The sequence below is a fragment of the Ectopseudomonas composti genome, from assembly GCF_900115475.1.
GTDB classification, from domain to species: domain Bacteria; phylum Pseudomonadota; class Gammaproteobacteria; order Pseudomonadales; family Pseudomonadaceae; genus Aquipseudomonas; species Aquipseudomonas composti.
In genome coordinates this window covers 142,361-165,456 of record NZ_FOWP01000003.1, presented here as the reverse complement: position 1 = coordinate 165,456, position 23,096 = coordinate 142,361, and the positions used below count along the sequence as shown (strand labels likewise).

Sequence of the window (23,096 nt, the reverse complement as noted above, 5' to 3'; positions counted from 1 at the left end):
TCATGCTCCTTCGATCACACCCAGCAGGCGATCCTTGAGCGCACACATCGCCCAGGGGCTGGTGCTGCAGGCGCCAGAGGCCAGGGCCGAACGCAACGCTGGAATGTTGGCGTCACTCAGGTAGCGTTCGGCATCGCCCATACGATCCTCACCGCCGAAGCCACCGCCGCGCATTTCCGCCAGGGCCTGTTCCTTGCTCCAGTCCTGATAGATGACGCGATACAGCGCGGCGATCAGCCCGGTGCGGTTCTGCCCATGCTTGCAGTGAATCAACACCGTGCCACGACTCTGCGCCTGGCGGATGCTGCGCAGCACCTCGATGACGTCGGTGTCGTCGATACGGTCCGTGCGCAACGGCAGATGCACCTGCTGAACGCGCGGATCGACCAGCCATTGATCGTCGCCGTGCTGGTAGAAATTGATCACCGTGGCGACACCGAGTGCCTGCAGTTGCGGCCAGTCCTGCGCCGCTGGCAGCGCGCTGCGATACAGATCGGGCGCCATGCGATAGAGATTGATACGGGTATCCAAGGGTTGCGCCCAGTTGGCCGGGCGCACGTCCTGCAAGGGGGCTGGCGCGCTCGTCGCGCCCCAGGCCATGCTCAAGGGCAGTGCCAGCAGTGCACTGAAGAACATCAGGGCTGCCAGCACTAGGCGCAGGCTGTGTACGAATCGGTTCATCGGCAGGTTTCTCCCAAGACGGGCTGTTGATACGAACGACGCGTCACTGGGACGCGGTAAAGCAGCCAGCGATAGGTCAGCACGCAGATCACCCAGTCGATCAGCAGCGTCCACAGGTTGTGCGAAAGAAAATGCGCGCCCTGCAGCATCCGTCCCAGGGAAAACAGTGAACCAAGCCCCAGCGCGACGACCAGAGCGGCACGCGCAAGGCGCGGCCGGCGGTCGCGCAGCACGAAAAACAGCGCCAGCAGCGAGAATCCGGCCGAGGCATGCCCGCCCGGCCAGCAACGCCCGGGATTGGCCGTGGGTGCACGCTCACTGAGCAGCGGCGTGAACTGCTCCTGGCCACCGAATTCGCTCAAGCTCCAGGGGCAGTGCATGCCGGTCAGCGTCTTCAGTGGCGTGACCACCGAGGTCGACAGGCCTAGCGCCAGCACCAGATAACCAAGCTGACGGCGCCATGCGCGCAAGCGCGTCGGCAGCAGGCTGAGCACAAAGCCGGCGATGGCCAGCACACCCAGCACGATCACCGCCTGCTTGGCGCGGTCATGCAGAATGTCTTCCAACCAGAAGCTGTGGCGACCGATGAAGCCTTCGCCAGGCTGGTAGAACAGATTGGCCAGGGCGAAATCCACTGGGCGGGGATCGATCACCAGCATGCACACCATCAACAGCAGCGGAATGCCCAACGCCAGGCGAAAATCGAAATAACGAGACGGCATGGTCGCTCCTTAGCGCTGGCTGAGCTGCTGGATCGGTTGGTCATCGGGGTGCCAGGCGATCAGCCGCTTGCCAAAGGCATGACTGGCGCCCTGGTAGTACGCGATATCGCGATGCAGCAGCGGATCGCTGCCATCAACCCGCCACTCACGGCTCAGGCCCAGGGCATCGTCGTGGCGGCGCATGCCCTGACGCGGACTGAGAATCGCCAGGTTCTGTCCGTCGAACAGGCCCAGGTGCTGGTAGTTGCCGAGCAGCGCCCGGCCGGGTGCATGGTCGGCGCGCAGCAGGTTGCGGCCGAAGAAGGTGGAGACGTAGTCCAGGTTGAGCAGACCGAGCAGCGTCGGCGCCACGTCGATCTGGCTGGCCACGTCGGCGTACTCCGCCGGTTTGACGTAGCGCGGCGAGTAGATGAACAGCGGAATCTGGTAGTTGGCCACCGGTAAATCCTCGCGTCCGGCGCTGCCAGCAGTGTGGTCGGCGACGAAGACGAACAGCGTATTGTCGAACCAGGGCCTGCTACGCGCCTCGGCGAGGAACTGGCCGATGGCGTAGTCGGTGTACTTCACCGCACCCTCGCGGCCGTCGCCCGATTTGATGTCGATACGACCTTCGGGATAGGTGTAGGGGCGATGGTTGGAGGTGGTCATCAGTTGCAGGAAGAACGGTTTGCCGGTCGCATGGTCGGCATCGGCCACCTTCATCGCCTGATGATAGAGGTCCTCGTCGGCCATGCCCCAGGCGTTCTGGAAACTCATCTCGGCCTCATCGACGCTGCTCTGATCAACGATGCGGTAGCCGTTACCGCCAAAGAAGGCGTTCATGTTGTCAAAGTAGCCACGACCGCCATAGACGAAGACGCTGTCGTAACCCTGCGCGCCCAACTGCTGGCCGAGGCTGGCATAGCCGGATTCGCGGCCGATGCGTTTGACGATCGAGCGCCCCGGTGTCGGCGGCACCGACAGGGTAAGCGCCTCCAGACCACGGTCGGTGCGCGTCCCCGTGGCGTAGAAGTTGGTGAACACCAGGCTGTGCTTGCGCAGCTCGTCCAGGTTCGGGGTCAGCCCACGGGTATCGCCGAAGCTGCCCAGGTACTTGGCACTCAGGCTCTCGATAGTGACCAGCACCACGTTGAGCTTGCGCGCCTGACCGGGGTTGTCGATCAGCCGGCGAATGTCCTGCGGGTCGCTGCCGATGAAGCGCGCATTGGGCTCGGCCACTTCGGCGCGCAGCTGCTCGGCCACCGCGGCATCGGGCAAGGTGGCGTAGAACTGCTGATAATCCAGCTCGTTGTTACGAAATGCGGCGAAGAACTGGTACGGGCCATTGCTCGCCAGCTCGCGCTGGTAGGTATTGCCACCCAGACTGCGTGGCACGTCCTGTCCTACCAGGCCGCTACACAGCCCGACCAGCAATGCCAGCATGACCAGTGCATAGGCCGCACGCAGGCGTGGTAAACACGGTGCCTGCAGCGCAGCGCGCAGTGGCCGGCGTAGCGCCAGGGTCAAGCCGATGGCCAAGGCTGCGAGCAGCGCCAGCAGCGGATAGATCGGGTAGGACTCGAGGATGTTGTCGATGACCTCTTTGGAGTAGACGAGGTAGTCCACGGCAATGAAGTTGAAACGCACGCCAAACTCGTCCCAGAACAGCCATTCGGCCACTGCGGTGAAGAACATCGCGAACAGGCTGACGGCCATCAGGGCGATCAGCAGACGTTGATGCCAACGGCGCTGCCATAACCAGGCAGGACATAGCAGCAGGTAAAGCGCCAGCGGCGCTGCGGCGTAGACCAGGAAGCTGAGGTCGTAGACCAGGCCGACGCCATACAGACCAAGCAGGTTCGCCAGGGTGACGCCGGCATCGCCCATATGTGCGATCAGCAGCACGCTGCGCGTAAGGAAGAAAACCGCCAGCCAGGCCAGCAGAATGATCGACAGATAACGAAGTTGCGCGTATTGAAGCCGAGGCATCGTATGATCCTTGAAGGATGAACGTGCCGCAGTGTGCGAGGCGTGCCGTGAGCCTCTCGTCAAAGCCGTGTGAAAAAATCGTCAAACTCAGGAATACCCCGCGATGCGCATTCTGGTCATCGAAGACAACCGAGACATCCTCGCCAACGTGCTCGACTACCTGCAGCTCAAGGGCTTTTCAGTCGACTGCGCGCAGGACGGCCTGAGCGGCCTGCACCTGGCCAGCAGCGGCCACTATGACCTTATCGTGCTGGACATCATGCTGCCCGGCATCGACGGTTATCAGGTGTGCAAGCGCCTGCGCGAGGATGGCCGTAGCGAGGTGCCGATCCTCATGCTCACCGCACGTGATGCCCTGGATGACCGCCTGCAGGGCCTCAACGCCGGTGCCGACGACTACCTGATCAAGCCGTTCGCGCTGTCCGAGCTGGTGGCGCGCATCGAGGCGATCCTGCGTCGCAGCCGCGGCAGTCGCAAACGCCAGCTGCAGGTCGCCGACCTCAGCTACGACCTCGACACCCTGCACGTCAGCCGTGCCGGTCAACCGCTCAAGCTCAACCCGCTGGGCCTCAAACTACTGGCCATCCTCATGCAGCGCAGCCCGGCCGTGGTGCGGCGCGAGGCGCTGGAAGAATCGCTGTGGGGTGACGACTGCCCGGACAGCGACAGCCTGCGCAGCCACGTCCATCAACTGCGCCAGGTGCTCGACAAGCCTTTCCCCACCCCCCTGCTGCACACCATCCATGGTGTCGGTTATCGCCTGGCGGAGAGCGCCGATGCTGTCTAAGCAGCCCTTCGAACGGCGGATTCTGATCGCCTTCGTATTGATGACGGTGATGGTCAGCGGCCTGTTCTCGCTGAGCATCGTCGGTGTGGTGCACTTCATTGAAGAGCACCTGGTTTCCCAGGAGATGAGCCGCGAGCTGGGCGAAACGCTCAACGAGGACATTCGTCAGGGCCGCCCGCCACGCCTGGACAGCAGTACGCAGTTCTTCTCCTCCTACCACGACCAGTACCTGATTCCTGAGCAGTACACCGGCTTGCAGGAGGGATTCAACGAAGTGGTCAGCGGCAACGAGGCGTTCTACGTCTACGTGCAGAAGATCAACGGCGAGACCTACATGCTGGTGCAGGAACAGCAGGAATTCGAAGCCCGCGAGAATGCGCTGTTCAATGTGGTGCTGGCCGGCTTCCTGCTGACGGTGGTCGCCGCCTGGGGCCTGGGTTTGATGATGGCGCGCAAGGTCATGGCGCCGATCAGCCGCCTGGCCCAGCAGGTGCGCCATCGCGATCAGCTGCACCCACTGGCGCCGCCATTGGCACCGGATTATCCCGACGATGAAATCGGCCAGTTGGCCGCGGCCTTCGACAGCACACTGGGCCAGGTGCGTCAGTCCCTGGAACGCGAGCGGCTGTTCACCAGTGACGTCAGCCACGAACTGCGCACACCACTGATGGTCATCGCCACCTCCTGCGAATTGCTCGCCGAAGCGCCTCTGGGACCGCGCGAGAAGGAACAGGTGGCGCGCATCGCCCGCGCCAGCGAGGAAATGCGCGAACTGGTACAGACCTTCCTGCAACTGGCACGCGACAAGAGTAATGAAGCTGTGTTCGTCGGCGACCGTACCCTCGCCACCATCGCCCATGAACAGGCGAGTCGCTGGGGCGCCCTGATGAAGGAAAAGGGTCTCGACTTCCAATTGGCCGAGGAAGGCCAGGACGACGGCCGTTACAACGCCACCTTTCTCGGCACGGTGATGGCTAACCTGCTGCGCAATGCCCTGCACTACACCGAAAGTGGCAGTGTGCGACTGATCCTCGAACAGGGCGCCTTCCGTATCGAGGACAGCGGCGCCGGCATTCCTGCCGAGCAGCACGAGCGCATCTTCCAGCCCTTCGTGCGCGGCGCGCAGGCACGCGGCGAGGGGCTTGGCCTGGGGCTGTCACTGGTCAAACGCATCTGCGCCAAACAGGGCTGGCAGGTCAGCCTGCAGAGCGAACCGGGCCATACACGCTTTCGAGTGACACTGAACCCCGACACTTGACGAAATTTTCACATCCCTTTGACGTGAACTTGATGCCTGGCTCTTTAGGGTGACGAACGTATCCACCAAGGGACGTTCGTCATGCCCAAGCCTAGCCCCATCGAACTGGATTTTTCCCGCAAGTACGATTTCGAGCACGCCCAGCAATACCTGCACAAGCATCAGGACGGCCTTTCCCGGCGTCTGTCGCACTGGCGCGACGTGCAGGTGGCGCGCCGCGCGCTGCAGATGGCCGATGAACCGAATCTGGTGCTCGACCTGCCCTGCGGTGCAGGACGTTTCTGGCCAATGCTCTGCGAACAACCGAACCGGGTAATCTTCGCCGCCGACAACTCGGCCGACATGATCGCCACCGCACGTGCCGCCCAGGCACCCGAGGTGGTAGCGCGGGTCAACAGCTTCCGCACCTCCGCTTTCGCTATCGACCTGGGCGCCAACGCGGTGGACTGCATCTTCTGCATCCGCCTGCTGCATCACATCGAATCGGCCGAACACCGCCTGGCGATCCTGCGCGAGTTTCATCGCGTCAGCCGCGATACGGTGATCGTCTCGCTGTGGGTCGATGGCAACTACAAGGCCTGGAAACGCCAGCGCCTGGAAGCCCGCCGCGCTGCACAGGGCCGCGCTGCGGAAAACCAGAACCGCTTCGTCGTCGCCCGCAGCACGCTGGAACGCGAGTTCCACCAGGCCGGCTTCAGCATTCTCGGCCACCTGGACTTCCTGCCCGGCTACGCCATGTGGCGCACCTACGTTCTGCGCAAGGTGGTCTGAGATGGGTATTCTCAGCGAACAGGCACTGACCGCCCTGCCCTCGACCGAGTTCGACCGCTGGTGGCATAGCCCTGGCGAATGGGTCGAGCCAGCCAATCAACGACGCGGCGGCGAAAGTGGTGTGCGCCTGCTGCAACACTGGGACACAAGCCGGCCACTGCTGTTCTGCAAGCGCCAGAGCGGACACATCTACCGCTCGCTGCGCCATCCATGGGGGCGACCCACCATTCTGCGTGAGCTGCAGGCCTATCGCGCCCTCGCCCGCCTCGGTGTGCGCACGCCGAACATCGTCTACTGCGCCGCACGCAAGCAAAGCGGGCAGTGGCAGGCACTGCTGGTCACCGAAGCGCTACCAGGTTTCATCAGCCTGGAGCAGTGGTACAGCGAACCCCGCGCGCCGCTGCTCAACCAGGTAATGCTGCAGCGCCTGGCGGTCACCCTTGCACGCCTGCATCTGGGCGGCTGGCAACACGGCTGCTGCTACGCAAAGCATCTATTCGTCAAAGTGCGTGGCGATGGTGATGTAGACATTGCCCTGCTGGATCTGGAAAAAAGCCGAAGACGGTGGCGCGCCTCCAGCGCTTCGCGGCGCGACCTTGGCCAGCTGGATCGGCATCGTGGCGCTATGCCCGAGGCCGACATGCGCTACCTGCGCCAGGCTTATCAGCATGCGCTAAGCACACCATGGGGCGGGCTGCAGCCATGAGCGAAAGTCCCGATCTGGATGCGTTGTCGTTCAAGGGCCGTCGCGGCCTGGCACGTATTCTCGACGCCACCGGCTACTCGCTCGCCGGGCTGCGCGCCGCCTACCAGGGCGAAGCGGCGTTCCGCCAACTGGTGTGGCTGAATCTGGTGCTGCTGCCGCTGGCATTCGTGCTGGATGTCAGTCGCGCGGAGCGGGCGCTGTTGGTACTGGTGCCATTGCTGGCGCTAGTGGTGGAGCTGCTCAATTCCGCCATCGAGGCGGTGGTCGACCGCATCTCGCTGAATCTGCACCCACTGTCCAAGCAGGCCAAGGACATGGGCAGCGCGGCGCAGATGGTCGCGCTGCTGATGATCGCCCTGACCTGGGCAATCATCCTGCTCTGATCAGCGCACGGTGAAACGCTGCTCAGCCAGCTTGCGATCGCCCTGATAGACGATGAAATGCCATTCGCCGGGCACCACTTCGTGATGTTCGGTGAACTCGAAAGCCATCACGTCCTGCGGTGCACCGACTACCAGCTTCTGCTGCACTTCGAACTTGTCATGGCGCTGGCCATCCGGGGTGACCACACCCGGCGTGAGGTACAGCAGCGTTAGCGGCGTATCCCCCTCGCGCTTGCCGGCCAGGCTGTAGCGCATGCCGAACTTGGTGCCGAGTTTGGCCGGAACCTGCTCGGTGCGCTCGATGTCCTGATTGCTGCGGGTCAGTACCCGCTCACCAGGCTGAAAGTCCTGATACTGACTGCTGAAGATGCCGTATTCCACCGGCCCGTCGACACGGACGTCAGCCTGGCTCAGACCTGCCCAGGCGAATAGACCGGCCATCATGGCCACTCGGGTGTAATGCATGGTGCGCTCCTCGTTGAGATGAGCGCGAGCCTATGACGCCCGAGTGACAGCCTGATGACAGATGCGCTAGCGATCCAGCTCGGCCTGTACCTTGCGCGGCAACACGGAGAGGAAGTTGTCGCGCGCCACTTTATGCGCCACGTCCTCGGGCAAGGCATCGAGGAAAGGATCGAAGCCTTTCATATACTCGCCCAGGTTGCCGAAACGGCCGACCACGTCCGAGCCCAGCATGAAGCGTTCCGGGTAACTGCTGACCAGATGCACCCATTTCGGATCAGGCTTGCCGTTTTCGTCCAGCAGATAGGGGCGCAACATGGTCCAGGAAAGGTCGATATAAAGATTCGGGTACTGGCCAAGCATGCGTTCTACGGTATCCAGCAGAAAGTCGAGCTTTTCCTGGTGACGGTGAATTTCGGCACTGGTACCGGCATGCGCCCAGATGAAACGCACGTGCGGGTGGTTACGCAGCGGCGCCTCGATTTCTTCCAGAAACAGCGGCTCACGTTCGCGCTTGGAGGTGATGTTCGAATGCAGCATCACCGGCAGGTCGTATTCGGCGGCCAGGTGGAACACCCGCGCCAGCGCCTCGTTGTTGGCGCGCGGCGCGCTGCCGTGAATCAGCGCGGTCAGGTCGTCGTGGCGGGTGAAGACCTCGCCAATGCCCTGCCACAGGCCAGGGTCGAGCTCCAGCATGCGGCGGATATGCGCATCGGCGTTCTTGTCATTGGGGTTGAAGCCGGACAGAAACGGGTGGAAGCGCTTGCGCTGCTCGGCCGGCAAGCGCTTGTAGGCGGCGGCGATGAACACGTCGGTGGCGCTGTACCAATAGGCATTGGCGTCATCACCGGCGTAATAGCGCGGGCGCTTGGGCTCGTCCTCGTCCCACTTCTTGGCCACCGGAATGCCGGAGAACATCACGTGATCGACGTTGTTCTCCGCCATTTTCTCCAGCAACTCATCCATGCCGGCGCTTTCCTGGAAGAAGTCCACATAGTGCAGGTGCGCATCGCTGTAGCGGTATTCGCGGGCCTGGGCGCTGCACGCGATAGCGGCACTGAGCGCAAGTATCCATGGCATGGATCGAGAGATGGGCAAGGTGAGTCCTCCTGACGGTACGAGCAGCATAGACCGCCGAGCCACTGACCAAGTTCTATGGGCACTTATCAGCCCCGCTCACCTCGCCGCCCTCATGTGGCGCAGGCAAACACGGATCGCACCAGATCGAAACATAAATAGCCGGCTAACGGCCTGGGACGGCCATGGGCTGGCTGGCCGATGATGGCACCTCGCTTGCAGTGTCTGAGGCAGACCAGACAGGGGAATCATCATGTTGCAGTTGCTGCGCAAGCCAGCCCGCAAGGCCCAGGACGAGGCCGCATTGGACGCTTTGTTCCAACAGCACGACCTCACCACTCGCCTACCGGAGCACTATCAATGGATGACACGCCTGAACGACTTCAGCGCGGGTCTCCAGCAACGTATCCGCGCCAGCCTGGGTGCCGCCGTCGGCATCGCCGCACATGCGCCGCAGCTGGCACGCATCGCCGCCGCCAACCAGCAGAGTGGGCAGACGCTGGCGCAGTCCTCGGAACTGATCGCCAGCGCCAGCGAGCAAGTCACCACGACTCTGGATGCCGAATTGGTGCCTGGTGCCGGTGAGGTCGCGCGCCTGTCCGCCGAAGTTTCCGCGACCCTCAACCAATGCCAACAGAGCGGCCAGGCGGTGCTGCGCCAGGTCGAAGTGATCGACGCCAGCGAGGCGCAACTGGCCTTGGTGATCCAGCAACTGGCCGGGCAACTCGATGAAGTGAGCAAGGTCATCGGCGTGATCGCCAGCATTTCGCAGCAGACCAATCTGCTGGCGCTGAACGCCGCTATCGAGGCCGCGCGCGCCGGCGAACACGGCCGTGGCTTTGCCGTGGTCGCCGAGGAAGTGCGCCGCCTGGCCGGTCACACCACCGATGCCACCGGCCAGGTCAGCACCATCATTGAGCGTTTTCGCGACGGGATGCAGCAGCTCGGTGATGCTGGCCAGCACATGAACCAGGCCGTGGCTGACGGTCGCACCGGCATTGTTGCTGTCAGCCAGGGACTGGACAGCACGCGCCAGGCCATGGATCGCCTGGATGGCCAGGTCGGTCAGATCGCCGCCGGTACCGAGCAGATCGGCCAGGCCGTGCGCTCGATCAACGGCGATGTACAGAACATCGCCCAGGTGGCCGGTGAGCTGCTCGGCAAGGCCGGCCAGGTGCTGCACCACAGTCAGGCGGTGCGCGAGGATGGTGATCGCCTGCTCGCCGGGCTTGGCGACTTCCGCCTGGAGATCCACGCAGCCGTGCGCGCCAGTGTCGAGCAGTTGGCAACGCGCGCCGAACTGGCAGGCGACGTGGCAGGCGCCGAACGCCTGCTCGCCGATACGCTGGCACGCGACAGCCGTTTCGAGCTGTTCTACCTGGTCGACAACCGCGGTGTACAGGTTTCCGAGAACGTCTTCGCCGCCGATGTCGCGCACACTGAGCAGGCCAGCTGTCGTGGCCGCGACTGGAGCCAGCGCCCCTGGTTCCGCGCCGTGGTCGAACGGATGGACGGCCATATCACCCAGGTCTACCGTTCTTCGGCGACCGACGACTTCTGCTTCACCGTGTCGGTGCCTATCGTCGACGGCCAGGGCCGGCTACTGCGCGTGCTGGGCGCCGATGTGCGGTTGTCCGCGCTGGTGTGATCTGTCCTGCCTGGATCAGGGTCCGTTGGCATTTCTCGCGGCAACGCAGCTTGCGCCGAAACGCCAACAGCCCCTAGGCTGACGGGCATTGCCGTCACGCCTACAAGGAAGCGCCATGATCCGTATTCACAACAGCAAGGGCCTGCAGCAGCAGATCGAAATCGGTTCGCACCAACTGCTCGGCGATGTTTCGACCGAGCTTGGTGGCGAGGGCGCCGGCCCCGATCCACACGACCTGTTCGACGCCTCGCTCGGCACCTGCAAGGCCATGACCCTGCTGCTCTACGCGCGCCAACGCGGCCTGCCTTTGGAAGGCATCGACGTCAGCGTCGAGCGTGACGACAGCGAAGAACGCGAAGGCAACTACCACCTGATCGTCGAGCTGTCGCTCAAAGGTCCGCTGGACGACGCGCAGCGCCAGCAATTGCTGCGCGTCGCCGACAAGTGCCCAATCCACAAGCTGATGACCAGCACCGACATCCAGGTCGAAACCCGCCTGGCTGGAGCCCCGGCATGAGCGAGCTGCAACTGATTCGCCCGCGCGCCGAGGACATCGCCGGCCAGCCAATCCTGCGCCCGCTGCCCTCGGCGCGCTTTCGCAGCATCGGCCCGTTCGTGTTCTTCGATCACATGCTCGAGCAGGACTATCCCGCCGGCAGCGGCATGAATATCGCCCAGCATCCGCACATCGGCCTGTCCACCCTCACCTACCTGTTCGAAGGTCAACTGCAGCACAAGGACAGCCTGGGCTCCGATCAGGTGGTGGGGCCAGGCGACGTGAGCTGGATGACCGCAGGGCGCGCCGTCGCCCATGTCGAGCGTACGCCGCCGGCACAACTTGGCCAGAACAAACGGGCACACGGCCTGCAGGTCTGGCTGGCGCTGCCAGAGGCCGACGAGCAGTGCGAGCCGAGCTACAGCCATCACCCGGCCGCCTCCCTGCCACGCAGCGATGCCATGGGCGTGCAGATCACGTTGATCGCCGGCAGCGGCTTCTGCCTCGAATCGCCGGTACCGGTTCGCTCGCCGACCCTGTATGCCGAACTACGCCTGACTGCCGGTGCCAACCTGCTGATCCCGGCCGAACACAGCGAGCGCGCCCTGTACCTGATCGATGGTGAAGCGGAACTGGATGGCGAGACGCTGCCCAGGCACACCATGGCAGTGATCCCGGCAGGTGAAACGCCTCTGCTCAGCGCCTGCGGCGAGTGCCACCTGGCCCTGATCGGCGGCGAACCCATCGGTCCGCGACGGATAAACTGGAACTTCGTCGCCACCACCCCGGAGCTGATCGACCAGGCGCGCCAGCGCTGGGCCGCCGGCGACTGGCCACAGGTGCCAGGCGAAACCACGCGCATCGAACTGCCGCGCTGAAACCGCTCAACCGCAGACAGGCGCTGAAACAGGCCGTGTGAAAACGTAGCGAGCGAAGGTCAGGCAATACCGATGGCGGCCCCGCAAAACAGGCGAAGAACGCACTGGGCTCGCATTCGAGTTTACGAGTTGTAAATGAGCATTTTGATCGGACTCGCGCACGAGCCTGTTTTTAACGCAGCATGATCGAGCGCAGTAGTTTTCACACAACCTGGAAAGGCGCCTGTCGCTCGCCAAGGATTGCCCTCTTGCCCTCGTATCGCACCCTCGTCAGCCTGCTGTTGCTGCCCAGCCTGGCCCTGGCCGATCTACCCCATTTCGAATCTGAGCCCGGACGGCATGCCCAGGTACAGCAACAAGGCGAACGCTATTTTCTGCAGCAACCCGACGGCAGCCGCCTTGCATTGAGCATCCCTGAAGGCAACGATGCAGAGGCGCCGAGCTTCAACATCGAGGACTACAACTTCGACGGCCACCCGGATCTGGCGATTCGAGTTCCGGTCGGGATGGTCAACTCGGCCTACCACCTTTACCTCTACCGCCCGGCACAGCACCGCTTCGAGCGGTTGCAGATGCCGCCTGGGCTGACGGAGCGCGCCAATTGCTCGGAGCTGTCGGAGTTGCAACCCAACACTGAAGAGCGGGCGCTCTACAGCCACTGCCGCAGCGGGCCGCGCTGGTACTACGACGCCTACCGCTTCGACGATTCCGGCACACCTTGGCTGTACAAGACGCTGCTGGTGCGCCACGACTACGATCCCGATGCTCCCGTGTTCTTTGCCGTTTTCGAGAAGACCCTCAACCCTCAGGGCAAGATCATCGCCAGCCGAGCGCTCGACGACGATGACCAACCGCAGCGCTGGACGGTGCCCGCCTCACGCCTGTACCTCCACGCCCGCCCAGACCAAGCCAGCCGCAGCAAGGCCTATTTGATCGAAGGAGACGTCTGCGAAGTCTTGGATCAGCAAAGCAACTGGCTGCTGATTCGCTACGTCTCACGCAAGGGGCCGCTGGAGCGTTGGGTTTCACTCGACCAGGCCTATGCCCAAGCGCAACCCTGAAGCCTCACCCTTTGCATGCACTGCAACGCCTCCGCAGTTTTTTGTTACCTGTGCGTGATCCAGAAGCGCAGCTGCCGGGTATAAGCTGCATGCGGATTTCTCAGGCCAACGGATGACCCATGGCAGATCGCGATTTCGATTACGAAAGCACCTTGGAAGCCTGCGCACGTGGAGACGAACGTGCCTTCCAGGCGCTCTATCGGCAGGAGGCTGGGCAGTTGCTCGGCCTGGCCATCAGCATGTTGGGCCGGCGCGATATTGCCGAAGACTGCCTGCACGACGCCTTCGTGCGCATCTGGCAACACGCCACGCGCTATCAGCGCGAACTGGGCAGCGGCCGGGCCTGGGTGCACAGCATCCTGCGCTACCGCGTGCTCAATGCCCTGCGCAGTAGCGGCCGACATGCCGAGGTGGACGATGATTTCATTGAACGCGTGCTGGACGACAGCCCGCAGGCCGAAGCGCAGGCGCTGGAGCAATCCGAACAGCGTTTGCTGCGTCGCTGTCTGCAGCGCCTGGAACGGCCGCGCCGCCATCCGATCCTACTGGCCTTCTACCGTGGCCTGACCCACGAGCAGATCGCCAGCCGCCTGAGCACACCGCTGGGCACCATCAAAGGCCGTATCCGCGCCGGCCTGCGCGCGCTGCAGGAGTGTCTGCAAGCATGATTACGCACGATCCCGAAGAACGCCGTGCCCTGATTGGCGAATACCTGCTCGGCCTACTCAGCGAGCAGGAAGCAGCAGAGGTACGCCAGTTGCTCGAAGAGGATGAGCAGGCCGCCCGCATGGCACTGGAATGGGAGCGGCACTTTCTCGAACTGAGCGACCAGTTGCCGGCGCAGACGCCCTCCCCGGCACTCTGGCCCCGCATTAGGCAGAGCCTGGGCCTGCATGAAGCGCCACGCTCGAGCCCGCTAAGCAACTGGTGGAACAGCCTGCTGACCTGGCGTCTGACCGCCGCCGCGCTGGCCATGGCACTGCTGGTCGCAGTACTGACGCCGCTGTTGCGCGCCCCGGATATCGCCGGCAAACGCTACACCGTGGTGCTGCAACAGCCCGGCGAAGCCGCCAAGCCGGGCTGGGTCATCCAGGTCAACCGCGATGGCACCTTGCAGCTCGATCCGCTGGTCGCCGACCAAGTGCCTGAAGGTCGCGCCTTGCAGTTCTGGACGCTGATCGACCCGGCCGACGGCCCACGCTCGCTGGGCCTGGTCGAAGCCGGTCAGCCACTGCGTCTGCCTGCCGAACAGATCGGCGCCGTGCAGGCGGGGCAACTGTTCGAACTGACACTGGAACCGGCCGGCGGCTCGCCGTATAACCGCCCCAGCGGCCCGGTGCTGTATATCGGTCGCGCCGTGCTGGCCAGCGTCAACTGAGCAGGTTGCCGGCCATTCGGCCGGCAACCTTTTGAACCATCGCTCATCTGCCGAAAAAATATTTTCATCCGCCGACATCCAACCCCGTTCCTCGCGGGTATAGCTCACAGGTGTTTCGTCGAGGCACCTGCGAAGCCGGGCCAACCGGCTTCGTCTCGATGCTGAAACCTTTGTGAGGAACAACCATGAAACGCATCACTACCCTCTGCACCGCCGGCCTGCTGACCCTGAGCGCAGGTGCCGCCAGCGCCACCGAACTGCTCGCGCTGGGCGCCGACGGCAAGCTGTTCAAGGTCGATGTCGCCAGCCTCAAGGTCACCGGTAACATGGCCGTCAGCGGCGCCAGCGACCTGCGCGGCCTGGACGTACGTCCGGCCAGCGGCCAGGTCTACCTCCTCGGCGGTACCGATCAGCTCTACACCCTTGATGCTGCCAGCGGTAAGGCAACGGCAGGCAGCAAGCTGAAAACCGCGCTGCCAGGCAGCGGCCAGGCCGTGGTCGACTTCAACCCGGTGGCCGACCGTCTGCGCCTGATGAGCCCGGACGGCACCAACCTGCGGGTGAATGTCGATACCGGTGAAGTCGCGGTAGACGGCAAGCTTGCCTATGCCACCGATGGCCCCTACGCCGGCAAACAGCCGCAGGTAGTTGCCGGCGCCTACACCAACTCCTACGCCGGCACGCAGAGCACTGCGCTATACAACATCGACCTGGCCAACAGCAGCCTGATGCTGCAAAACCCACCGAACGATGGCGTGCAGCAAGTGGTCGGCAAGGTCGCTGATGGTCTCAAGGCGGCTGCCATAGACATCGCCAGCGATGGCAAAGGCGGCAACACGGCCTACGTGCTGACCGGCAAGACCCTGCACCAGCTGGATCTGGCCAGTGGCAAGCCCACCACCCTGGGCGACATCGCCGACCTGCCGGACGGCATCATCGACATCGCCGTACTGCCCACGAAGTAAGACGAAAAAAGGCTGCGCCCACTGGGCGCAGCCTTTCGTTCAACGCGCGGTAAAGCCGCTATCACTGTTCGGCGAATACCTCATCGAATAGATCGTTCATCGCCTTGAACGCCCGCGCGGCCACCACCGGATGATATTGGTTGCGCCCCGGTACGTTGGCCTTGGGGTTAGTGAATGAATGCACCGCACCGCCATAGCTGACCAGTTGCCAATCCACCTTGGCGGCCTTCATTTCAGCGACGAAACCGTCGACCTGCTCCTGCGGCACAGCCGGATCGTCCGCACCGTGCAGCACCAGCACCGGCGCCTTGATGTTCTTGGCATCGGCCGGGTTGGGTGTATCCAGATTGCCGTGGAAGGACACGAAGCCCTTCAACGGCGCGCCTGAGCGGGCCAGCTCCAGTACCGTGCCACCGCCGAAGCAGAAGCCGATGGCGCCCAGCTTGCTCAGATCCAGTGCCACCTCACCGCTCTGCGCCTTGAGCACCTCAACCGCAGCCTGAGCACGCTTGCGCATCAGCGGACGGTCAGCACGCACCGCGCCTGCGGCGGCACCAGCCTCTTCGGCATTGCTGGGGCGAATGGACTTGCCATACATGTCGGCAACAAACACTACATATTTATTGCCTGCTGCGCGTGCAGCCTTGGCCACGGTGTCTTCATTCACCCCCATCCAGTTGGGAACGGCCAGCAGTCCGGGGCGCGGAGTGCTCACCGAGTCGTCATAAACCAGCACGCCCTCGAAGGCTTCGCCATCGATCTCATAAGCAATCGGCTTGGTCACGACGGCCGCATCGGCGAGGCCGGCGAATGCCGCGCATAACAGGGGAACCAGTGTCTTCTTCTGCATGGTGAGGCCTGCACTTGGCAATGGTAGGTCCCTAACAATAGCCGCGCAGACGGCAATGGCCAAATCGGCAACGCTCAGGAGTTAGACAGAACGTTTCAAGCGGCAGGCTGTTCGGCCCAACGCTCCTTGATTAGCAGAATCTCTGGCAGGCAAGCGATGAACAGCTCGACCAGTCGCGGATCGAAGTGACGGCCACTCTGCTCACGCAGGAAGTCCACCGCCGCCTCCACGGTCCACGCTTGCTTGTAAGGACGCACGCTGGTCAACGCATCGAATACGTCGGCGATGGCAACGATGCGCCCCTCCAGGGGGATGTCCTCGCCACTGAGGCCGTTGGGGTAGCCGCTACCGTCCCACTTCTCATGGTGCGACAGGGCGATCAGTTGCGCCGTGCGCAGCAATCCTGAGCTGTGCTCGCCAATGATCCGCGCACCGATCTCTACGTGCTGGCGCATCACCTGCCACTCCTGCTCGTCGAGCTTGCCCGGCTTGCGCAGCACCGCATCGGGGATACCGATCTTGCCGACATCGTGCATCGGCGCTGCGATGAGCAGCTCCTCGGCTGCGCTTTCGCTGAAACCAGCAGCCAGTGCCAGCACCTTGGAGAAATGGCTCATGCGAATGACGTGCAGGCCCGTCTCGTTGTCCTTGTACTCGGCGGCCATGCCCAGGCGCTGGACGATCTGCAGGCGGGTCTGCTTGAGCTCATCGACACGCACCAGCGACAGATGAGTGCGCACCCGGGCACGCACGATAGGCGGGCTCACCGGCTTGGTGATGTAGTCCACCGCACCGACCTCGAAGCCGCGCGCCTCGTCATCGACATCGCCCAGAGCGGTAACGAAGATCACCGGAATCGCCTGCAGCAGCGGATTTTCCTTGAGTTGCTCACACACCTCGTAACCGGTCATGCCCGGCATCATCACGTCGAGCAGGATCAGATCGGGCCGCTCACGTTCGGCCATCTCCAGAGCACGGGCACCCTCCTTGGCGAACAGCAGGCGATAGTCCTCCTGCAGGATGTGGCGCAGGACCTGTAGATTGGTAGATTCGTCATCGACCAGCAGCAACAGCGGACGCGTATCGGCAGCCAGGGTCATGATGGGGTCGTTTCCTCGTCTTGCAATTGCCGCAGCAGTTGATCGAGTCCCAGCAGGGCCTGATCGAAATCGAAGTCATCCAGCGCCTGACGCACGTCGTTCAGAGCAGCACTGTAGCCTGTCCCCTCGGCGGTCTGCTCCATGGCGGCCAGGGCTTCATCATCCAGGCCACCACGTTGCAGTGCCTGTCGCAGTTGAATTGCCTGCTCACACAGCAAGCGCAAGTCAACCACCGCGGTTTCGGTCGAAGACTCGGTATCCGGCACCTGCGGCACCACCTCCCTGACCGTCTGCAGCGCCTGCTCGAGCTCCGCGAGCAGTGCGGGCAAAGCCTGCTCGTCCTGCGCCTGGAATGCCCGCTCGACCAACTGCCCCAAACTCGCAAGACTGCTCATGGCCAGATTGCCGGCCGCGCCATGCAGACGATGCGCGAGAGCCTCGCCCTCGCGCCAGTCTCGTGCGGCCAGCAGCTGGGAGAGGCGCGCAGCCAGGTCATGCTGTTCGCCAATGAAGGCGTTGATCGCCCGAGCCATGCGCAACGGGCCACCCCACAGGCCGCTGCCACGAACCCAGTCGAACAGGCCATCGTCAGCAACACGAGTGGCGCTGACCACCGCGCTGGGCACATCGGTCAGGCCGAGCAGTCGGGCGATTTCCCACAGCAGTGCATTGACGTCCAGCGGCTTCGAGGCGAAGCCGTTCATCCCCGAATCCAGGGCGGCCTGGCGATCCTGGTCGAGCACGCTGGCGGTCAGGGCAATGATCGGAGTCGGTTCTCGCGCCTCGGCGGCTTCCAGCTGACGAATCCGCCGCGACGCTTCCAGACCGTCGACACCTGGCATCTGCACATCCATCAGGATCAGATCGAAACGTTCATCGAGGAACGCCTGCAGCGCGCCTTCACCATCGGCGACACAGCGCACGCGATGGCCAAAGTGCTCAAGGGTCAATTGCAACAGTTCCAGATTCTGTGGCACGTCATCGGCAGCCAGGATGTTCAACTGCCCCAACTCTGGCAGCACCGCACGTTGCTGCGAGGCCAGGCGCTTGCCGGCACGCAGCGGCAACTCGACGCTGAAGCAACTGCCCTGCCCTTCGCTGCTTTCGACCCGCAAGCGCCCCCCCATCAGCTCAACCAGTTGCCGGGAGATGGTGGTACCGAGGCCGGTGCCACCAAAGCGTCGACTCATCGACGCATCGGCCTGAGCGAAAGGCTCGAAGATCTTCTCCAACCGATCAGCTGCGATACCGATACCGGTATCTTTCACCGCCAGGCGCATGGCACCCGGCTCGCCCGTCACTTTCAGACGAACCTCGCCGTGTAGAGTGAACTTGACCGCATTACCAAGCAGGTTGGTCAACACCTGCTGCAAACGCAGTGGGTCACCGCAGAAGAATTCGGTGAGCGTTGCCGGGTAATCCAGATAAAGCTGCAGGCCTTTGCTCTCGGCCGCCAGACGCTGGCTGGCGATAACCTGCTCGCAGAGTTCGCGCAGGGAGAAATCCAGCTGTTCCAATTCGATGGCGCCGCGATCGAGCTTGGCGGTATCGAGGATGTCGTTGAGCAACCCCAGCAGCGAACGCGACGAATGCTGCACGGTGCTGAGGTGACGGCGCTGTTCACTGGATAGCGGCGTCTCCAGCAGCAGATCGGTGAAACCGATGATGGCATTCATCGGCGTGCGAATTTCATGGCTCATGTTGGCCAGGAAGCTGCTACGCGCGGCAGCGGCCGCTTCAGCACGGTCACGCGCGGCACGCAGCTCCTGCTCCATCACCCGGCGCGGCGTAAGGTCGGTCGCCAGCTTGACCACCTTGAAAGGTTTGCCGTCGGTGTCGAGGATCGGGTTGTAGCTGGCCTGAATCCAGACCTCACGCCCATCCTTGCCCTTGCGACGATACTCGCCGGTACGAAAGTGCCCAGCTCGCAGGTCGGCCCAGCCCTGCTGGTAGCTTTCACTCGCGATCTGGTCCGGGTAGCAGAACATGGTGTGGTGACGACCGACGACTTCCTCGGGTTCATAACCGAATAGCGTCAGGGCGTTATCGTTGACCTCCAGAATATTGCCCTCGAGATCGAACTCGGTCAGCGCCATGGCCTTGCTGATCGCGGTGACCTTGCCTTCGTACTCGGCGTTGCGCCGCTTGGTTTCGGTCTGGTCAAGCAATACGCCATCGATCCAGCGCGGCACGCCGTTCTCGTCGCAAACCGCACTGCCACTTTCCCAAATCCAGTGCTCCTTGCCCTCACGGTCGAACAGACGATACTCGACCGTATAGTTACGCCCCTGCTCGATGGCCGCGATCACCTGATTGGCAGTGAGCTGGTAGTCATCCGGGTGATAAAGGTCGGCGATCGAACAGCGCTGACTGATGAAATCGTCCGCACTCCAACCGGTCAGGGTTTGCACGGCATCGCTGATGAACAGCATGGTCCAGTCACGATCGAGCAGGCAGCGAAACGACACCCCCGGAATGTTGCTGATCAGCGAGCGATACTGCTGCTCGCTGTCACGCAGCGCCTTCTCCATGGCCTGTCGCTCACTGATATCGGCAACGAACACCACGAACAGCGGACGGCTACCCGCATGAGTGATACCTACGCTGATACGTACAGATTTCTCTTCACCGCCACGAGTCAGGCAGACCAGCTCCTGCTCGCCCGCCGGCAGGGTCAGGTGCCCCGTCCTGAGGTAATCGGCTAGCAGCATTTCGACCTGATCGACATAACGGGTCGGCATCAGCGAGCGCATGTGCATGCCCATCAACTCTTGTGGCGTCCAACCGAACAGACGCGAGACCGCACGGTTGGCCGAGCGCACGATACCGCTATGGTCCACCGTGATGATGGCATCCAGAGCCGTATCGAATATCGAGCGCAGGTGTTGCTCGCTGGCCTTGAGCTGATGGCTCATGCGGCGATAGCGCAGCAGCGTGTTGACCGCTACTACGAAAACGGTCAGCGCGACGGTCAGCAGCGTGATGGCGATGGCAATGTAGCGACTATCGACCACGCCCATCGGCGTATCCGACTCGGGCGTACCGACGAAACGAGCCGCCGCCATGCCGGTGTAGTGCATGCCACTGATGGCCAGGCCCATCACCAGAGCACTGAGCAACAGCGCCAAAAGGGTCGGCAGACGCCCTTCCAGGCCGAAACGTACCCACAGCGCAAGAATGGCCAGGGCTACGGCAACGACAATGGAAAGAGCGAACATCCAGGGGTCATAGCGCAACAGCGGCGCCATCTGCATCGCCGCCATGCCGCTGTAGTGCATGGCACCGATACCGGCACCGACCAGCACGCCGCCCACACACAGCTGCAACAGGCTCAGATCACGCCGTGCCAACAGGCTGAGCGCGACCCAGGACGCCCCCAGGCTCGGCAGCATCGACAACAGTGTGATGCCCAGATCGAATCGCACCGTCGCGCACAATTCGAAGGCGAGCATACCGAGAAAATGCATGGACCAGATGCCGCCGCCGAGAGCGAGCGAACCGGTAAGAATGGTGATTTGCCTGGCGACCGGATGCGAGCTGTCACGCGCTTCACCGGCCAATTGCAGTGCCATACCCGCAGCGAACACGGCAATTGCCAACGATAACAGCACCAGTGGAGCATCGTAGCGACTGAGCACGAGGACACTTGGGTCCGCACCCATGATGAAGAACAACTCGAAAATCGACATACAACCCCAGGGTACCGACAAAAAGCCAGCCAATTGCCAGCATCTGAAACGACGGGGCTGCGCTTGTCAAATCCGGCTGATCTATCGCGCCCATAGAAAAGCCCGCCGGAGCGGGCTTGTTCTACAGCTTAGCCAATCAGGCGGAGAGTTCCACCAGTAGCTTGTTCAGGCGCTGCACGTAAGCGGCAGGGTCTTTGAGACTGTCGCCGGCGGCCAGAGCAGCCTGATCGAACAGAATGTGCGACAGATCGGTGAAGCGATCCTCATCCGGCTCGGCGTCCAGGCGCTCGATCAGCGGGTGCGCGGGGTTGAACTCGAAGATCGGCTTGGCATCCGGCACCTTCTGCCCACTGGCTTCAAGAATCTGGCGCATCTGCAAGCCAAGGTCCTGCTCACCAATCGCCAGGATCGCCGGCGAGTCGGTCAGGCGGTGCGACACGCGCACCTCGGCGACTTGCTCACCCAACGCACCCTTGAGGCGCTCGATCAGCCCTTCCTTGGCCTTGGCCACCTCTTCCTGGGCCTTCTTGTCCTCTTCCGAGTCCAGCGTGCCCAGATCCAGGTCGCCACGGGCCACGTCGACCAACTGCTTGCCGTCGAACTCGGTCAGGTAGCTCATCAGCCACTCGTCGATGCGATCGGTGAGCAGCAGCACTTCGATGCCCTTCTTGCGGAAGACTTCCAGGTGCGGGCTGTTCTTGATCTGTGCGTAGCTTTCGCCTGTGAGGTAGTAGATCTTGTCCTGGCCTTCCTTGACGCGCCCCAGGTAGTCAGCCAGGGCAACCGATTGCTCGTCGCCCTCGCCAGCGGTGGAGGCGAAACGCAGCAGACCGGCAATCTTCTCCTTGTTGGCGAAGTCTTCCGCTGGGCCTTCCTTGAGCACCTGGCCAAAGGTTTTCCAGAAGTTCTGATAATCCTCCGGCTTGTCCTTGGCCAGCTTCTCCAGCATGTCCAGCACACGTTTGGTCAGCGCCGACTTCATCGAGTCGATGACCGGACCGGACTGCAGGATTTCGCGGGAGACGTTCAGCGACAAGTCGTTGGAGTCGACCACCCCCTTGATGAAGCGCAGGTACAACGGCAGGAACTGGTCGGCCTGGTCCATGATGAACACGCGTTGCACGTACAGTTTGAGGCCCTTGGGCGCTTCGCGCTGATACAGATCGAACGGCGCGCGACCCGGCACGTAGAGCAGCGAGGTGTACTCCAGCTTGCCTTCGACCTTGTTGTGGCTCCAGCTCAGCGGGTTCTCGAAGTCATGGCCGACGTGCTTGTAGAACTCCTGGTATTCCTCGTCCTTGATCTCGGTACGCGGACGGGTCCACAAGGCGCTGGCGCGGTTGACGACTTCCCACTCGATCTCTTCCGGCTCGTCCTCGCCGTGATGCTCCTTCGGCAGTTCGATGGGCAGCGCGATATGGTCGGAGTACTTCTTGACGATGTTGCGCAGGCGCCAGCCATCGGCGAACTCTTCTTCACCACTCTTCAGGTGCAGAACGATGCGGGTACCACGCTCGGCTTTCTCGACGGTCGCAACCTCGAACTCGCCCTCGCCTTTCGACGACCAATGCACGCCTTCGCTGGCCGGGCTGCCGGCACGACGACTGAAGACCTCGACCTCATCGGCAACGATGAACGCCGAATAGAAGCCCACGCCGAACTGACCGATCAGGTGCGAGTCCTTCTTCTGGTCGCCGGAGAGGTTCTTCAGGAAGTCGGCAGTACCAGACTTGGCGATGGTGCCCAGGTGCGCGATGACCTCATCGCGATTCATGCCGATGCCGTTGTCCTCGAGGGTAACGGTCTTGGCGTCCTTGTCGAAGGACAGGCGGATCTTCAGCTCAGCGCCGCCTTCGAGCAGCTCGGGCTTGGCCAGCGCCTCGAAACGCAGCTTGTCAGCGGCATCGGAGGCGTTGGAGATCAACTCGCGCAGGAAGATTTCCTTGTTCGAGTACAGGGAATGGATCATCAGGTGAAGCAGCTGCTTCACCTCGGTCTGGAAGCCCAGGGTTTCTTTTTGAGTTTCCACACTCATGGTCTTCTAACTCCATCTGTAGGACAGGAACCGCTATGGGGCACCTCTAAAAACTACCTGCGTTGCCATCGCTGCGTTAAAAACAGGCTCAAAATGCTCATTTACAACTCGTAAACTCCGCTTTTTCGCCCGTTTTTGCCTTGCGCTGGCTGCCTCGCCTACGTTTTTAGAAGCCCCCCTT

General features: G+C 62.7%; 21 protein-coding genes. 12 read left to right on the top strand and 9 right to left on the bottom strand.

Going from position 1 to position 23,096, the window contains the following annotated elements:
- Genes BM059_RS06985 through BM059_RS06975 form a run of 3 tightly spaced genes read right to left on the bottom strand, consistent with a single transcriptional unit; the run spans position 1 to position 3,371 of the window.
- Positions 1-681, bottom strand: coding sequence for a phosphatase domain-containing protein (locus BM059_RS06985; RefSeq protein ID WP_074937614.1), 681 nt, complete (start codon positions 679-681; stop codon positions 1-3).
- Entirely contained in the window at positions 678-1,403 is a 726-nt protein-coding gene (locus tag BM059_RS06980; protein WP_074937612.1) for a phosphatase PAP2 family protein, read from the bottom strand. The genes BM059_RS06985 and BM059_RS06980 overlap by 4 nt, the downstream gene beginning before the upstream one ends.
- A 9-nt stretch (positions 1,404-1,412) precedes the next feature.
- Positions 1,413-3,371 carry an LTA synthase family protein gene (locus BM059_RS06975; RefSeq protein WP_074937610.1) on the bottom strand — a complete coding sequence of 653 codons (1,959 nt, stop codon included), beginning with the start codon at positions 3,369-3,371 and terminating at the stop codon, positions 1,413-1,415.
- A 103-nt stretch (positions 3,372-3,474) separates the two neighbouring features.
- On the opposite strand from BM059_RS06975, the gene BM059_RS06970 reads away from it, so the two are divergent.
- The 5 genes from BM059_RS06970 to BM059_RS06950 all read left to right on the top strand — a co-directional run bounded on the left by BM059_RS06970 (position 3,475) and on the right by BM059_RS06950 (position 7,276).
- The gene (locus BM059_RS06970; protein WP_037000898.1) at positions 3,475-4,158 is read left to right on the top strand and encodes a response regulator transcription factor; all 684 of its coding nucleotides are present in this window, start codon (positions 3,475-3,477) and stop codon (positions 4,156-4,158) included.
- Positions 4,148-5,416, top strand: coding sequence for a sensor histidine kinase (locus BM059_RS06965; protein WP_074937609.1), 1,269 nt, complete (start codon positions 4,148-4,150; stop codon positions 5,414-5,416). The genes BM059_RS06970 and BM059_RS06965 overlap by 11 nt, the downstream gene beginning before the upstream one ends.
- A gap of 81 nt (positions 5,417-5,497) precedes the next feature.
- Complete coding sequence (locus BM059_RS06960) at positions 5,498-6,187, top strand: class I SAM-dependent methyltransferase (RefSeq protein ID WP_037000896.1); 690 nt, start codon at positions 5,498-5,500, stop codon at positions 6,185-6,187.
- A 1-nt stretch (position 6,188) separates the two neighbouring features.
- Positions 6,189-6,893, top strand: a complete 705-nt coding sequence (locus BM059_RS06955; RefSeq protein WP_037000894.1) for a lipopolysaccharide kinase InaA family protein — start codon at positions 6,189-6,191, stop codon at positions 6,891-6,893.
- A complete protein-coding gene (locus BM059_RS06950) occupies positions 6,890-7,276 on the top strand; it encodes a diacylglycerol kinase (RefSeq protein ID WP_074937607.1) in 387 nt (128 codons plus the stop codon). Before BM059_RS06955 ends, BM059_RS06950 begins: the two co-directional genes overlap by 4 nt.
- Here the strand turns inward: BM059_RS06950 and BM059_RS06945 are convergent, their stop codons facing one another.
- Together BM059_RS06945 and BM059_RS06940 are read right to left on the bottom strand one after the other, a co-directional pair.
- A complete protein-coding gene (locus BM059_RS06945; RefSeq protein WP_074937605.1) occupies positions 7,277-7,741 on the bottom strand; it encodes a DUF3859 domain-containing protein in 465 nt (154 codons plus the stop codon).
- 66 nt (positions 7,742-7,807) lie between these two features.
- On the bottom strand, positions 7,808-8,818 hold the full coding sequence (locus BM059_RS06940) for an amidohydrolase family protein (protein ID WP_074937604.1): 1,011 nt from the start codon (positions 8,816-8,818) through the stop codon (positions 7,808-7,810).
- A 250-nt stretch (positions 8,819-9,068) separates the two neighbouring features.
- On the opposite strand from BM059_RS06940, the gene BM059_RS06935 reads away from it, so the two are divergent.
- From BM059_RS06935 to BM059_RS06905, 7 genes are all read left to right on the top strand, one after another.
- Positions 9,069-10,463, top strand: a complete 1,395-nt coding sequence (locus BM059_RS06935; protein ID WP_074937602.1) for a methyl-accepting chemotaxis protein — start codon at positions 9,069-9,071, stop codon at positions 10,461-10,463.
- Positions 10,464-10,578: 115 nt separating this feature from the next.
- Positions 10,579-10,980: an OsmC family protein gene (locus tag BM059_RS06930; protein ID WP_074937600.1), complete on the top strand. Its 402-nt coding sequence runs from the start codon at positions 10,579-10,581 to the stop codon at positions 10,978-10,980.
- Entirely contained in the window at positions 10,977-11,837 is an 861-nt protein-coding gene (locus BM059_RS06925) for a pirin family protein (protein WP_074937598.1), read from the top strand. Before BM059_RS06930 ends, BM059_RS06925 begins: the two co-directional genes overlap by 4 nt.
- Positions 11,838-12,085: 248 nt before the next feature.
- Positions 12,086-12,898, top strand: coding sequence for an XAC2610-related protein (locus tag BM059_RS06920; protein ID WP_074937596.1), 813 nt, complete (start codon positions 12,086-12,088; stop codon positions 12,896-12,898).
- A 119-nt stretch (positions 12,899-13,017) separates the two neighbouring features.
- Entirely contained in the window at positions 13,018-13,566 is a 549-nt protein-coding gene (locus BM059_RS06915; protein WP_037000885.1) for a sigma-70 family RNA polymerase sigma factor, read from the top strand.
- A complete protein-coding gene (locus BM059_RS06910; RefSeq protein ID WP_074937594.1) occupies positions 13,563-14,276 on the top strand; it encodes an anti-sigma factor in 714 nt (237 codons plus the stop codon). Before BM059_RS06915 ends, BM059_RS06910 begins: the two co-directional genes overlap by 4 nt.
- Positions 14,277-14,461: 185 nt before the next feature.
- Positions 14,462-15,241, top strand: coding sequence for a DUF4394 domain-containing protein (locus tag BM059_RS06905; protein ID WP_037000883.1), 780 nt, complete (start codon positions 14,462-14,464; stop codon positions 15,239-15,241).
- 61 nt (positions 15,242-15,302) lie between these two features.
- Here BM059_RS06905 and BM059_RS06900 read toward each other — a convergent pair whose 3' ends face one another.
- The 4 genes from BM059_RS06900 to htpG all read right to left on the bottom strand — a co-directional run bounded on the left by BM059_RS06900 (position 15,303) and on the right by htpG (position 22,915).
- Positions 15,303-16,091 carry a dienelactone hydrolase family protein gene (locus BM059_RS06900; protein WP_074937592.1) on the bottom strand — a complete coding sequence of 263 codons (789 nt, stop codon included), beginning with the start codon at positions 16,089-16,091 and terminating at the stop codon, positions 15,303-15,305.
- A gap of 95 nt (positions 16,092-16,186) precedes the next feature.
- The gene (locus BM059_RS06895; protein ID WP_074937591.1) at positions 16,187-17,191 is read right to left on the bottom strand and encodes an HD-GYP domain-containing protein; all 1,005 of its coding nucleotides are present in this window, start codon (positions 17,189-17,191) and stop codon (positions 16,187-16,189) included.
- A complete protein-coding gene (locus BM059_RS06890; RefSeq protein ID WP_074937589.1) occupies positions 17,188-20,880 on the bottom strand; it encodes a PAS domain S-box protein in 3,693 nt (1,230 codons plus the stop codon). The genes BM059_RS06895 and BM059_RS06890 overlap by 4 nt, the downstream gene beginning before the upstream one ends.
- A gap of 136 nt (positions 20,881-21,016) precedes the next feature.
- A complete protein-coding gene (htpG, locus tag BM059_RS06885; RefSeq protein WP_074937588.1) occupies positions 21,017-22,915 on the bottom strand; it encodes a molecular chaperone HtpG in 1,899 nt (632 codons plus the stop codon).
- Positions 22,916-23,096: the final 181 nt, after the last annotated feature.